This window comes from Microcoleus sp. Pol1C5, assembly GCF_036701115.1.
Lineage (GTDB): Bacteria > Cyanobacteriota > Cyanobacteriia > Cyanobacteriales > Microcoleaceae > Microcoleus.
This window is the reverse complement of sequence record NZ_JAUBQE010000010.1, coordinates 67,576-81,899: the sequence shown is the minus strand read 5'-3', so window position 1 is coordinate 81,899 and position 14,324 is coordinate 67,576. Positions and strand designations below refer to the sequence as shown.

Annotated in this window: 8 protein-coding genes; 7 read left to right on the top strand and 1 reads right to left on the bottom strand. The window is 50.4% G+C overall.

Going from position 1 to position 14,324, the window contains the following annotated elements; genetic code table 11:
* Positions 1-69: 69 nt before the first annotated feature.
* From rpsT to QUA23_RS08095, 7 genes are all read left to right on the top strand, one after another.
* Complete coding sequence (gene rpsT / locus QUA23_RS08125; RefSeq protein WP_333066838.1) at positions 70-372, top strand: 30S ribosomal protein S20; 303 nt, start codon at positions 70-72, stop codon at positions 370-372.
* Positions 373-604: 232 nt separating this feature from the next.
* Entirely contained in the window at positions 605-1,384 is a 780-nt protein-coding gene (locus tag QUA23_RS08120) for a TatD family hydrolase (protein WP_190660454.1), read from the top strand.
* Positions 1,353-1,535 (top strand): hypothetical protein, encoded by a 183-nt coding sequence (locus QUA23_RS08115; protein ID WP_333075121.1) that lies wholly within the window; start codon positions 1,353-1,355, stop codon positions 1,533-1,535. The genes QUA23_RS08120 and QUA23_RS08115 overlap by 32 nt, the downstream gene beginning before the upstream one ends.
* A gap of 451 nt (positions 1,536-1,986) precedes the next feature.
* The gene (gene rpoB, locus QUA23_RS08110) at positions 1,987-5,373 is read left to right on the top strand and encodes a DNA-directed RNA polymerase subunit beta (protein ID WP_333041547.1); all 3,387 of its coding nucleotides are present in this window, start codon (positions 1,987-1,989) and stop codon (positions 5,371-5,373) included.
* A 142-nt stretch (positions 5,374-5,515) separates the two neighbouring features.
* A complete protein-coding gene (locus QUA23_RS08105) occupies positions 5,516-6,610 on the top strand; it encodes an HNH endonuclease (RefSeq protein WP_333075120.1) in 1,095 nt (364 codons plus the stop codon).
* Between the two features lie 78 nt (positions 6,611-6,688).
* Entirely contained in the window at positions 6,689-8,563 is a 1,875-nt protein-coding gene (locus tag QUA23_RS08100) for a DNA-directed RNA polymerase subunit gamma (RefSeq protein WP_333075118.1), read from the top strand.
* Between the two features lie 463 nt (positions 8,564-9,026).
* Complete coding sequence (locus QUA23_RS08095; RefSeq protein ID WP_333075116.1) at positions 9,027-13,154, top strand: DNA-directed RNA polymerase subunit beta''; 4,128 nt, start codon at positions 9,027-9,029, stop codon at positions 13,152-13,154.
* A 311-nt stretch (positions 13,155-13,465) separates the two neighbouring features.
* Here the strand turns inward: QUA23_RS08095 and QUA23_RS08090 are convergent, their stop codons facing one another.
* Positions 13,466-13,861: a response regulator gene (locus tag QUA23_RS08090; protein WP_006632892.1), complete on the bottom strand. Its 396-nt coding sequence runs from the start codon at positions 13,859-13,861 to the stop codon at positions 13,466-13,468.
* Positions 13,862-14,324 lie beyond the last annotated feature (463 nt).

Below are 14,324 nucleotides of genomic sequence, written 5' to 3'. Positions count from 1 at the left end.
ATCCCCGTGTCTTGGGACTGTCTTGAGACTAGGGTGTATCAATGAATACCTACTTCCAGCAACTGAACTATGGCAAATATTAAGTCCGCCGTCAAACGAGTCAAAATCGCCGAACGTAACCGCTTGTACAACAAATCTTACAAGTCAGCGGTCAAAACTTTGATGAAGAAGTATTTCGCGGCCGTAGACAAGTACGCTGCAGCTCCGAGTCCTGAATTAATGCAAGAAGTCCAGCAGCGAATGTCTGAGGCCTACAGCAAAATTGACAAAGCTGTCAAAAAAGGTGTACTCCACCGCAACAACGGCGCTCGCAAAAAGTCCCGCTTGGCAAGAACTCTCAAGCCACACGAAACATCCTCGGTAGCATCTTAAGGAAGCAGAAAGTTCGGCAACGAAGCAGTGTACAAGATTGAAGGGATGGATGTTGAGGGAAGAAGTCAAGCGTGAAGCAGTCAAGCGTGAAGCAGGAAGAAGGAAGAAGGAAGAAAGAAGACGGAAGATTTTTCCCACACACTCTCTGCCACTCCCATTCCCAGACTCTCTCACTCCCCCCTCGCCCTATCCCACAAGGACTCTCCCGTATCACCTCTAATCTGCTTCCCCCATGCAGCTCATCGACACTCACGTTCATATCAACTTTGAGACCTACAAATCTGAGTTAGAAGCCATTCGAGAACGCTGGCGCGAAGCTGGTGTAGTTCGGCTGGTTCATTCTTGTGTAGAGCCAGAAGAATTTGCCGGCATTCAAGCAATCGCCAATCAGTTTGCCGAAGTCTCGTTTGCGGTTGGACTCCACCCCCTAGATGCCGAGAAGTGGACAGACGAGACGGCGAGCCAGATTAGGGAATTAGCGAATTCGGACTCTAGGGTAGTGGCGATCGGCGAAACCGGACTGGACTTTTATAAAGCTGACGATCGAGAACACCAGTTTAAAGTGTTTGAGGCACAGCTTGAAATCGCCCAGGAACTTGACAAACCAGTCATTATCCACTGTCGCGACGCCGCCGCCCCAATGGCCGAAATGCTGAGGAACTTTTGGCAAACACGCGGGCCAGTGCGCGGGGTCATGCACTGTTGGGGAGGCACGCCCGAAGAAACCCAGTGGTTTTTAGACCTAGGTTTCTACATCAGTTTTAGCGGAACAGTCACCTTTAAAAAAGCCTTGCAAATACAAGAATCAGCTTGTATGGTAAATAGCGATCGCATCCTAGTCGAGACAGATTGCCCTTTTCTCGCCCCCGTACCCCAGCGGGGAAAACGCAACGAACCAGCCTACGTCTACTACGTAGCCGAGCAAGTTGCTAAATTGAGAGGAGTTTCTCTCTTAACTTTGTCCCAGCAGACAACCGAAAATGCCTGTCAGCTATTCGGCTTTTCAGTTTAGTTATAGCAGAACAGAAAAACGAGGAAAACAGGTCGATTTAGGAGCCAGCGATCGGGACAATCTCATTTATATCCTGCCAGAAAAACCGGATTCATCCTTTATTGGAGATTCTTTTGGCGTTGCCTGTTGCGATCGGATTTGCGTCCTATAATAAAAAGAACCGACCGATCGGGCGTTGGCTGAGTATCCGATCCTGCGATGTCGCCCGGAAACTGCCAACACAACGCGAGTACGCTAACCTTCAGGATCGGTCACAACTTCACGCAATACCTCAAACTTACACACTCAAACTTACACATCAGAAGAAACTTGGAACCTCAGCAATTTGGCAATAGCTGTCAAGTCAATTTTAGGAGTCAAAAGTGTAGGGGATTTACCCAGGAAAACCACGAGATCGGAGCTAAAAGCATCGGGATCGAAGCCAAAATCCGCACAAAAATACTGCGAGCAACCCGGAAAAATAACCGTTGCAACAGTTGGTAGGCGATCGAAAACATCATATAAATTCTCTCACACAATCAATCAAAAAAACGCAACAAGGTAAAAAAGCCCAGCCTTGGCGCCATGTAAAAAGCTAGAGCCACTGCGGAAAAAGGACCCCCATGACCACTAAAGATTACACAGAATTCGCCTTCACCTTGCCCGATCTGATCGAAATCCAGCGGGCAAGTTTCCGCTGGTTCCTAGAAGCCGGACTGATCGAAGAACTCGACAGCTTCTCCCCGATTACAGACTACACGGGCAAGCTGGAACTCCACTTCATGGGCAAAGACTTCAAACTCAAGCGCCCCAAATATGATGTGGACGAAGCCAAGCGCAGGGACAGCACCTACTCGGTACAAATGTACGTCCCCACCCGCCTGATTAACAAAGAAACAGGGGAAATCAAAGAACAAGAAGTCTTCATCGGCGACTTGCCCTTGATGACCGAGCGCGGCACTTTCATCATCAACGGCGCGGAACGGGTGATTGTCAACCAAATCGTGCGATCGCCCGGCGTCTACTACAAATCGGAAACCGACAAAAACGGTCGCCGTTCCTACAACGCCTCGCTCATCCCCAACCGCGGCGCTTGGCTGAAATTTGAAACAGACAAAAACGATTTAGTCTGGGTCAGAATCGACAAAACCCGCAAACTCTCAGCCCAGGTGCTGCTTAAAGCCCTCGGACTCACAGACGGCGAAATCTACGACTCACTCCGCCACCCGGAATACTTCCAAAAAACGATCGAGAAAGAAGGACAATTCGGCGAAGAAGAAGCTTTGATGGAGCTCTACCGCAAACTCCGTCCAGGGGAACCCCCCACCGTGGCCGGCGGCGAACAGCTCCTCAACTCGCGCTTTTTCGACCCCAAACGCTACGATTTGGGCCGAGTCGGCCGCTACAAACTCAACAAGAAATTGCGCTTGACAGTCCCCGATACGATGCGGGTGCTGACATCGCAAGATATCTTGACGGCGATCGACTACTTAATTAACCTGGAATTCGACATCGGCTCCACCGACGACATCGACCACTTAGGCAACCGTCGCGTCCGCAGTGTCGGAGAACTGCTGCAAAACCAAGTCCGAGTCGGCCTCAACCGCTTAGAACGGATCATCCGCGAAAGAATGACCGTCTCGGATGCCGACTCCCTCAGCCCCGCTTCTCTGGTCAACCCCAAACCGCTAGTAGCAGCAATCAAGGAATTCTTCGGTTCCTCCCAGCTATCGCAGTTCATGGATCAAACCAACCCTCTGGCAGAACTGACTCACAAACGTCGGCTTTCCGCTTTGGGCCCCGGAGGTCTGACTCGCGAACGCGCCGGGTTTGCAGTGCGGGACATTCACCCGTCCCATTACGGCCGGATTTGCCCGATCGAAACACCAGAAGGCCCCAACGCCGGTCTGATCGGTTCCTTGGCAACCCACGCCCGCGTCAACCCCTACGGCTTCATTGAAACTCCTTTTTATCCAGTAGAAAAAGGACGGGTGCTCCGCGACAAAGCCCCTGTTTACATGACAGCCGACGAAGAAGACGATTTGCGCGTCGCCCCCGGAGACATCAGCCTCGACGAAAACAACAACCTCTTGGGCGAAACCGTAGCCGTCCGCTACCGCCAAGAATTTACTACCACCACGCCGATGCAGGTGGACTACATGGCGATTTCGCCGGTGCAAATCGTCTCCGTCGCGACATCCCTGATTCCGTTCTTGGAACACGACGACGCCAACCGAGCTCTGATGGGATCGAATATGCAGCGGCAAGCTGTGCCGCTACTGAAACCAGAACGGCCGCTAGTCGGTACGGGCTTGGAAGCTCAGGCCGCCCGAGATTCCGGGATGGTTGTGGTTTCCCGGATCGACGGCGAGGTGATTTACATCGACGCTACCCGGATTATTGTCAAACCCCTGGCTGTAGATGCCGAATCGAATTCCAGCGAAGAACATTTCCTGATTAAGGAATACGACGATCTCAAAGTCAAACAGCCCTCGGTTTGGAAGCAAAAATATGCTGGCTGCATCGAACACGAACTGCAAAAATATCAGCGTTCTAACCAGGATACTTGTTTAAACCAGCGTCCGCTGATTTATGAGGGCGATCGAGTCGTAGCAGGTCAAGTGCTCGCCGACGGTTCCTCCACCGAAGGGGCAGAACTCGCTCTGGGTCACAACATCCTCGTAGCTTATATGCCTTGGGAAGGCTACAACTACGAAGACGCGATGCTAATTAGCGAGCGTTTGGTGTACGAAGATGTCTACACTTCGATCCACATTGAAAAATACGAAATCGAAGCCCGCCAAACCAAACTCGGTCCCGAAGAAATCACCCGCGAAATTCCTAACGTCGGCGAAGACGCGCTGCGCCAGCTAGACGAACAGGGCATTATCCGCAAAGGTGCCTGGGTAGAAGCCAGCGACATCCTAGTCGGCAAAGTCACCCCCAAAGGCGAATCCGACCAACCGCCGGAAGAAAAACTGCTGAGGGCAATCTTCGGCGAAAAAGCCCGCGACGTGCGCGACAATTCCCTCCGCGTCCCTAACGGCGAAAAAGGCCGCGTGGTTGACGTGCGGGTGTTTACCCGCGAACAGGGCGACGAACTGCCCCCTGGCGCCAACATGGTCGTCCGCGTCTACGTAGCTCAAAAGCGGAAGATTCAAGTCGGCGACAAAATGGCCGGCCGCCACGGGAATAAGGGTATTGTGTCCAGGATTCTGCCGATGGAGGATATGCCTTATTTACCCGACGGGACTCCGGTTGACATAGTGCTCAATCCCTTGGGCGTACCGTCGCGGATGAACGTAGGTCAGATTTTTGAGTGCTTGCTGGGATGGGCCGGCGAAAATCTCTCGATGCGGTTCAAGATGGTGCCTTTTGATGAAATGCACGGCGCTGAAAAGTCGCGGGAAACCGTACACGGCAAGTTACAGGAGGCGCGCGAAAAAACCGGCAAGCCTTGGGTGTTTAATGAAAAGCACCCCGGCAAGACTATTGTCTACGATGGCCGAACTGGTGAACCGTTCGATCGCCCGATCACAGTCGGCATCGCCTATATGCTGAAGCTGGTTCACTTGGTAGACGATAAGATCCACGCCCGCAGCACAGGCCCTTACTCGCTTGTAACGCAGCAGCCGTTGGGCGGCAAAGCGCAGCAGGGGGGTCAGCGGTTCGGAGAAATGGAAGTCTGGGCTCTGGAAGCGTTCGGCGCAGCTTATACTTTGCAAGAGTTGCTGACTGTGAAGTCGGACGATATGCAGGGGCGGAATGAAGCGCTGAATGCGATCGTCAAAGGCAAAGCTATTCCGCGCCCCGGTACGCCGGAATCTTTCAAGGTGCTGATGCGGGAGTTGCAGTCTTTGTGCTTGGATATTGCCGTGCACAAGGTGAATACGTCCGACGAGGGCAGCGAGCACGTTGAGGTTGATTTGATGGCAGATGCTGGGGGCAAGCGATCGCCCTCCCGGCCTACTTACGAATCGCTTTCTCGTGACGAACTTGACGAGGATTAGGCATTAAAGATTAAAGATTAAAGATTTTTTGACAGCATTCAATTCTTTAATCTTTAATCGACAATCTCAAATTAAAATGCCTCAGCAGTGTTCGTACCACTGCTGAGGCGAATCAACGCTCTAAACAGGAGAGACGCTGAACATGAATATTGTAACAGTTGTCCCAGGAATTCAAGGAGAAGTTGACCTGAAGACTGGCTGTATTAATTGGCAAGGGAGCAAGTTTGGCAACGGTTACGCGCGCAAGTGGATCGATGGCAAAACAGTATTAGTCCACCGTTTAGTCCTCGAATCGAAAATAGCAGGGTTCCTCGGTTCCGGTTATTTTGGTTGCCATACCTGCGACAATAGAAGCTGCATCAACCCGGCACATCTGGTAGTAGGTACTGCTGCTGAGAATACCGGGCAGATGATTGGGCGCGATCGCAAAACTCCCAGACGCAAAAGTATTCCCGGTATTGGCATATTGTCGATCGCACAACTACGGGAAATTCAGACTAAATATTTATCTGGAACCATCAAGAACCACCTAGCAAAAGAGTATGGAGTACAACATGAAACTATTACTAAGATACTTCAGACAAATATTCCGGATAACTTCACTACAGTTTCACCCAAGTTTTTAGGAGAAATTCAAGGCAGCGGCTGCATTATTTTCCTAGGTGGAAAGGATGGTCAAGGTTATGGCAGATACTGGAAAAATGGGAAATTAAAATCAGTTACCCGTGCTGTTTTAGCCGAGAAATTAGGATATGAACTTCCGACTTCGATGGATGCTTGTCATACCTGCGACAATCCCAGTTGCATCAATCCAGAACACCTTTGGGCTGGTACTCGCACTCAAAATTTGTTAGATGCTTCTAAGAAAGGACGCACTCAAGGAAAAAGTCATCCTCTTTCCAATGCCAAATTAGATTGGGAAAAGGTGCGAGAAATTCGACAAAAGCTAGCAGCAGGACAGAGGATGAAGGATGTAGCACAGGAATACAGTGTCGGTCGCAAAACCATACACGATATTAAATATCACGTCACTTGGAAGGAAGCAGGTCAACAGGTTCCACTTCCTCGCATGGGTGGACATCTCGATCGCAACTTTACTTTTGCTCAAGCTCTTGAAATCAGAGAACGAATTCAAGCCGGAGAATCCATTGCTAAAATTGCTCAGGAATTTGGGGTATCCAGAAATGTCATTTCTGATATCAAAAGGAATGTCACATATAGAGGAGAATTAAATTGATTTAAGCCGCAAAACAAGCCAACAAAAAAGATAAATTACCACAAATAATCGACTGTAAATCATCAATTGGAGTCAAGAATGGCTAAAATAGAACAACGCTTTGATTACGTCAAGATCGGGTTAGCTTCACCAGAAAGAATTCGGCAGTGGGGAGAGAGAACTTTACCCAACGGTCAGATAACCGGCGAGGTGACAAAACCAGAAACAATTAATTATAGGACATTAAAACCTGAAATGGATGGCTTGTTTTGCGAGCGCATTTTTGGGCCTGCAAAAGATTGGGAATGTCATTGTGGGAAGTACAAACGAGTTCGCCATAGAGGCATTGTTTGCGAAAGATGCGGTGTTGAAGTCACTGAATCTCGCGTTCGCCGTCACCGGATGGGATTTATCAAATTAGCAGCTCCAGTAGCTCACGTTTGGTATCTCAAAGGCATCCCGAGTTACATGGCAATTCTGTTAGATATGCCGCTGCGAGATGTGGAACAAATCGTCTATTTCAATGCCTATGTTGTTCTCAATCCCGGTAATGCCGAAAAACTGCAATACAAGCAATTGCTCACGGAAGATGCTTGGTTGGAAATAGAAGACGAACTTTACAGCGAAGATTCCACACTCACAGGTGTAGAAGTAGGCATAGGTGCTGAAGCTTTGCAAGTTTTGCTGCAAAATATTCCGCTAGAAAGTGAAGCGGAAAAGTTGCGGGAAGATATTGCCAATGCTAAAGGTCAAAAACGGGCAAAGTTAATTAAACGCTTGCGGGTAATTGACAACTTCATCGCTACGGGCTCTCAACCCGATTGGATGGTACTCAATGTGATTCCGGTGATTCCCCCCGACTTGCGGCCGATGGTACAGCTAGACGGCGGGCGTTTTGCAACGAGCGACCTCAACGATCTTTACCGGAGAGTAATCAACCGCAACAACCGCTTGGCGAGACTCCAAGAAATTCTGGCACCAGAGATTATCATCCGTAACGAAAAGCGGATGCTGCAAGAAGCTGTGGATGCGCTGATTGACAACGGTCGCCGGGGCAGGACAGTGGTGGGGGCAAACAACCGCCCGCTGAAGTCGCTGTCGGACATCATTGAAGGGAAACAAGGTCGCTTCCGGCAAAACTTGCTGGGGAAACGGGTTGACTACTCCGGGCGTTCGGTGATTGTGGTGGGGCCGAAACTGAAAATTCATCAGTGCGGTTTGCCGAGGGAAATGGCGATCGAACTTTTCCAGCCTTTCGTCATCCACCGCTTGATCCGCCAAGGATTGGTCAACAACATCAAAGCTGCCAAAAAACTGATCCAGCGCAACGATCCCAGTGTTTGGGACGTGCTTCAGGAGGTGATTGAAGGACACCCGGTAATGCTAAACCGGGCGCCCACTCTCCACCGTTTGGGGATTCAAGCGTTTGAGCCGATTTTGGTGGACGGGAGGGCAATTCAGCTTCACCCGCTAGTCTGTCCGGCTTTTAACGCTGACTTTGACGGCGACCAAATGGCAGTACACGTGCCTTTGTCTCTGGAATCTCAGGCGGAAGCGCGCTTGCTGATGCTGGCTTCTAACAACATTATGTCGCCGGCAACGGGAAGACCGATCGTTACTCCTTCTCAAGATATGGTGCTCGGTTGCTATTACTTGACAGCCGAAAATCCTGACGCTCAAAAAGGAGCCGGTCACTATTTTTCCAACCTTACCGACGCGGTTGTAGCTTACGAACAAGGAATCGTTGACTTGCACTCTTATGTGTGGGTGAGGTTTCAAGGCGCTATAGAAAACGCAGAACCAGAGGGAGAACCCCTGAAGGTGGAACGCTCTACCGACGGTATCGTGACGAAAGAATACAAGTTCCGCCGGATTCGGGAAGACGGAGAGGGCAAGGTACTCAATCAGTTCATTCGCACTACTCCGGGCCGGATTATCTATCACCAAACCATCGAATCGGTAATTAACAATTAGAAATGGGTAAGGGGTAAGAGGTAATGGATAAGAGGTAACGGGTAAGGGGTAATGGGTAATAACTGACAAATAATCGCTAACAAATAAGAGTGATTCAAACCAGAAAATTTACCCATTACTACTTACAAATACTTTCAGCGACGCGGTGACTGAGCAAAGTCTAAGGGTAGAAAAAGTTACCAATTACCAATTAAGTAGGTAGGTGCACATAAACTTTATTATGGGAAGGGCAGGTGAGTGCATTGATCTCCTAGCTTAGCTCGGTTCTTTATACGCTAAAGCAGCCCCTACAAAATGCTTGTTGTTTTTTCCCGCCGCTCTACTTATCAATTACCAATTACCAATTACCAATTACCAATTACCAATACTTCGGCTACGTTCTGAAACCTTGGGCTTCGCTCAGGGGAGCCGAAGTCGAACGGCAGTAAAAGTTACCAATTACCAATTACCACTACTCAGAAAAATGACAGAAAATAAGGAAATTGTTTTTCGCAATCGAGTTGTTGACAAAGGTCAGCTCAAAAAATTAATCTCTTGGTCTTTCATGCACTACGGAACGGCCCGTACAGCGCAAATGGCCGATAAACTCAAAGACTTGGGTTTCCGCTTTGCGACACGAGCGGGAGTTTCGATTAGCGTAGACGATCTGCAAGTGCCCCCGTCAAAACGATCGCTCCTCGATGCAGCCGAAGAAGAAATCCGCATCACCGAACAAAAATACACCAGAGGCGAAATCACCGAAGTCGAACGCTTCCAAAAAGTAATCGATACCTGGAACAGCACCTCAGAAGACCTTAAAGACGAAGTAGTCAAAAACTTCCGAGCCACAGACCCCCTAAACTCGGTCTACATGATGGCCTTCTCCGGGGCGCGGGGAAACATTTCTCAAGTGCGACAGCTAGTCGGAATGCGCGGATTGATGGCTGACCCCCAAGGAGAAATCATCGACTTGCCAATCAAAACCAACTTCCGCGAAGGACTCACCGTCACCGAATACATCATCTCTTCCTACGGCGCGCGCAAAGGCTTGGTAGATACAGCGTTGCGGACGGCAGACTCTGGCTATTTGACTCGCCGTTTGGTGGATGTGTCCCAAGACGTAATTGTGCGGGAAGTTGACTGCGGCACTCAGCGGGGAATTCGAGTACGGCCGATGACGGACGGAGCAACAGTGCTGATTCCCCTCAAGGACAGACTGCTAGGGCGGGTGTTCGCAAAAGATGTGGTGCACCCCAAAACCGGGGAAATCGTGTCTTACGGCAGCGAAAAAGCCGTCCGAAATCAGCCAATTACCGAGGAGTTGGCGACGGAAATTGGTAATTCAGGGGTCGCAGAGGTGTATTTACGATCGCCCCTGACTTGTGAATCTACCCGATCGGTTTGTCAGCACTGCTATGGCTGGAGTCTCGCCCACTTGAAAATGGTGGACATGGGAGAAGCGATCGGGATTATTGCGGCTCAGTCGATCGGGGAACCGGGAACCCAGCTCACCATGCGTACCTTCCACACCGGCGGCGTATTCACTGGAGAAGTCGCGAAACAAGAACGCGCACCCTTCCCCGGCGTAGTGAAATTCAAGAACTTGCGTACTCGCTCGTTCCGCACCAGACACGGCGAAGAAGCACTGGTGGCAGAAAACAACGGCAAACTTGTATTTGAGGGCGACGGATTTGAAGAAGGGAAATCCGGCGCCAAAAATCAAAAACTGAAAATCGAATTGGCGATCGTCCAGGGTTCTACTCTGATGGTCAAAGACGGACAGCGTGCCATTCCCGGTCAAGTTTTGGCAGAAGTGCCGATCGTCGGTCGCGCCGCCCGCAAAACTACGGAAAAAGTGACTACAGACGTGGCTTCCGACTTAGCCGGAGAAGCCAAATTTGCTGATTTGGTGCCAGAAGAAAAAACCGACCGCCAAGGGAATACCACCCGCACAGCCAGCAAAGGCGGGCTGATTTGGATTCTTTCAGGAGAGGTCTACAACTTGCCCCCTGGCGCGGAACCAGCAGTGAAAAATGGCGATCGCATTCCGGCCGAAAGCGTGATTGCCGAAACTAAACTCGTCTCCGAACACGGTGGCGTAGTCCGCATCGCTGACCCCAGAGAAATTGAAATTATCACCGCCCAAGTCCTGCTCGACCAAGCAGTCGTGCGGGCTGAAAGTGCAGGCGGCCGCGACCACTACACGATCGAAACATCTTCTAAGCAGCGGTTTTCCCTGAAGACGGCTCCTGGGAGCAAAGTGATTAACGGGGAAGTCGTCGCCGAACTGCTCGACGACAGCTACCGCACAGCTACAGGGGGCATTGTCAAGTACGGCGGGGTGGAAGTCCACAAGCGCGGCAAAGCTAAACTTGGCTACGAAGTGGTCAAAGGCGGCACTCTGCTCTGGATACCGGAAGAGTGCCACGAGGTTAATAAGGATATTTCTCTGCTGCTGGTGGAAGATGGCCAGTACGTTGAGGCCGGTACAGAAGTCGTTAAGGATATTTTCTGCCAAACCAGCGGGGCAGTGGAAATCACTCAGAAAAATGACATCCTCCGGGAAATTGTGATCAAACCTGGCACACTCCATGTAGTTGACCGCCCGCCGCTAACATTTGGGGAAGGTCAAATCGTCAACGCCGGTCAAGAAATTTTCCCTGGCTTGGTTGCCGAAGAGTTGGGCTATGCGGAGTATATCGAAACTCCTGAAGGCCCGGCTTTGTTGCTGCGGCCTGTCGTGGAGTTTCCGGTGCCAGATAAGCCACCTGTGCCTTCTCAAACGGCGCTCAATGAGTCCATCTCTTTGAAAGCGGTGCAGCGACTTCCTTATAAGGATGGGGAGCGCGTCAAGTCTGTCGAGGGATTGGAACTGCTGCGGACTCAGCTTATTTTAGAAATAGGTTCCGGAGCTCCGCAACTGGCGGCGGATATCGAGCTGCTGCCGGATGAGGAGGATGCTACGGCTTTTGGGGCGGACGGATCTGGCCCGGCTTGGGGTTCGCCTGAAGACGTTAGTGCGTCGCAAGAGTTGGCGATGGCTGTGGCTGATGGGGGCGATCGAGCTTCAAAGACTTTCCGCTTGCAGTTAGTGATTTTGGAATCGCTGGTGATTCGGCGGGACGTGTCTGCCGATCCGACTCAAGGCAGCACTCACACGCGGCTGTTGGTCGAAGATGGGCAGTCGATCGCGCCCGGGGCAGTAGTCGCCCGCACAGAGATTCTCTGCAAAGAAGCGGGTATCGTTCGAGGCATCCGTGAGGGGCATGGCGAACCAGTGCGCCGACTGTTGGTGATGCGAGATGCGGATTCTATTTCGATCTCTGTGGCAGGTACGCCGGATGTGAGTCCGGGTCAACTGCTGGTGGCTGGTACCGAAATAGCTCCGGGGGTTGTTCTTGAAGAGTCCGGCCAAGTTGTGAAGGTTGTACCTGCGTCGGAGACAGAACCGGCGAAACTCTTGCTCAGGGTGGCTCGTCCTTACCGGGTTTCGGCCGGTGCGGTGCTGCACGTAGACGACGGCGACTTGGTGCAGCGGGGTGACAATTTGGTGATTCTGGTGTTTGAGCGGGCAAAGACTGGGGATATCATTCAGGGTTTGCCACGGATTGAGGAACTTCTTGAAGGGCGAAAGCCGAAGGAAGCTTGTATTTTAGCCAAGCGGCCGGGGACGGCTCGCGTGGTTACGGATGACGATGTTGTGGAACTTGCGGTGATAGAGGATGATGGCAGGATTGAGGAGTATCCTTTGTTGCCTGGTCAAAACCCGATCGTTTCCGACGGACAGCGCGTAGGCGTCGCCGAAGCTTTGACCGACGGGCCTGCTAACCCTCACGAAATTCTGGAGGTGTTCTTCCACGTGCTCAAGGAGCGGCAGTCTACTTTTGAGGCTGCCTTGGAGAGTTTCCAACAGGTGCAGACGTTTTTGGTGAATGAGGTGCAGTCGGTTTATCAGTCTCAGGGCGTGGATATTTCCGACAAGCACATCGAGGTGATTGTTCGCCAGATGACCAACAAAGTCAGGATGGAAGATGGCGGTGATACTACTATGCTCCCCGGTGAGTTGGTAGAATTGCGGCAAGTTGAGCAGGTGAATGAGGCGATGTCAATTACTGGTGGAGCCCCGGCGGATTATACTCCGGTGTTGCTGGGGATTACTAAGGCTTCGCTGAATACTGATAGCTTTATTTCCGCCGCTTCGTTCCAGGAGACTACGCGGGTCTTGACTGAGGCTGCGATCGAAGGTAAGTCTGACTGGCTGCGCGGGCTCAAGGAAAATGTGATTATCGGCCGCCTGATTCCTGCGGGTACTGGGTTCAATGCCTATGAGGATGCTGGGGTTCAGGATGCGGGTTTTGATGGTGCTGTGTTTGATGACGACATCCACGATTTACAGGAGGATGTGGTACTTGATGACCGTACTGCCCGCCGCGCTTATACGATCGAGAGCGGTTTTGAGATCGGGCGCGCCTCTGATCTTGAGCCTGATGAGGATTTTGAGGAAGTTGAGGTTGATGAAGACGATTTTGTCGCTGAGACTGAGGATGATGCCTTGGGACCGGATGATGATGATGATGATATCGGTTTTGACTTCGATGAGGACGAAGACTAATCATAGTTTTGAGATTGCATGAATGAATGAACAGCGTTGCGCTCGCTGAGGATAAGTTGGTTCCTCGCCGCAACGCACACTTCGATTTCATGAGTTGAAAAATCTCAAATTTTTCCTCACTAATTCAAGCTCCGAACTCATAGCATTGTGTAATCGGGACATCCAAAGGAAGAAGGAAGAAGGAAGATTCAGAGTTTAAGCAAACTTTGTAATTCTAGAGTTTTAATTGTTTGTGGGTTCAAACAAACAATTCTTTCTTCCTGCTTCCTTTTTCCTTCTCCCTTCTTATTTTTTATTCATGTATGGTTCACTCAATCAGGTAGCAAAGCCTTGATTTGATTAACAAACTCTTGATGGTCTACCACAGGTTTAGAGATGTAACCGTCGGCACCGCTTTGATCCAGAAATGTTTCTTTATCACCAGCCATCGCGTGAGCAGTCACCAAAATAATCGGCAGCGAGGCCGTTTGCGGGTCAGCTTTGAGCAGTTGAGTAATCTTAATCCCGTCAACAGATTTGCCCTGGTACACGCTGCGCGAAAGAGACACATCCATTAAAATCAAATCAGCTTCGCCGTTGGCAGCAATCTGCATCACCTCTTCAACATTTTCCGTGTGCTTCACGGCTAAGCCCCCCCGCTTAGTCAGAATTTTGGAAAAAACCCGAGCATTAACCAAATCGTCCTCTACAATCAGAACGGTTTTCATAAATAAATATGGGAAGTATAGAAACTTTGTGACTTTAGTCCAAAGAGGAACACGAGACGGGGACTACATTCCCCGTCAAAAATGCAGAGTTTTTAGCGCCATCAGCCGGGAACCCTGCAAAACCCGTATGTATATCCTTGAGCCACTAGCTGTGAGAGGGTTTACAGATGCCTAGAAGCATCCAGTACCATCATTTAGACTACTACACACAGACAGTTTAGTTCTTTTTTATAATCTAGACCTGATACTGGTGAGAGTCTCAAGATTCTCAGGTAGCAGGTTTCTAGTACAATCCAGGACGCATGGACGACGCCTCGCAACCGGGTTTTTGCTCGTTTCGGCGGGCTATAACGAACTATTGCTATGAAAAAACCCGGTTTCTGACTACCAGTGCGTCCTGGACTTATAATATCCTTTCTTTCGGTCAAGCCTCTGGCTTCTACCATTTCTGATTTTATATTTT

Bases quoted from the DNA above. Each gene is read 5' to 3' on its own strand.
- rpsT (WP_333066838.1), top strand. From the start codon at position 70: ATGGCAAATATTAAGTCCGCCGTCAAACGAGTCAAAATCGCCGAACGT.
- QUA23_RS08120 (WP_190660454.1), top strand. From the start codon at position 605: ATGCAGCTCATCGACACTCACGTTCATATCAACTTTGAGACCTACAAA.
- QUA23_RS08115 (WP_333075121.1), top strand. From the start codon at position 1,353: ATGCCTGTCAGCTATTCGGCTTTTCAGTTTAGTTATAGCAGAACAGAA.
- rpoB (WP_333041547.1), top strand. From the start codon at position 1,987: ATGACCACTAAAGATTACACAGAATTCGCCTTCACCTTGCCCGATCTG.
- QUA23_RS08105 (WP_333075120.1), top strand. From the start codon at position 5,516: ATGAATATTGTAACAGTTGTCCCAGGAATTCAAGGAGAAGTTGACCTG.
- QUA23_RS08100 (WP_333075118.1), top strand. From the start codon at position 6,689: ATGGCTAAAATAGAACAACGCTTTGATTACGTCAAGATCGGGTTAGCT.
- QUA23_RS08095 (WP_333075116.1), top strand. From the start codon at position 9,027: ATGACAGAAAATAAGGAAATTGTTTTTCGCAATCGAGTTGTTGACAAA.
- QUA23_RS08090 (WP_006632892.1), bottom strand. From the start codon at position 13,861: ATGAAAACCGTTCTGATTGTAGAGGACGATTTGGTTAATGCTCGGGTT.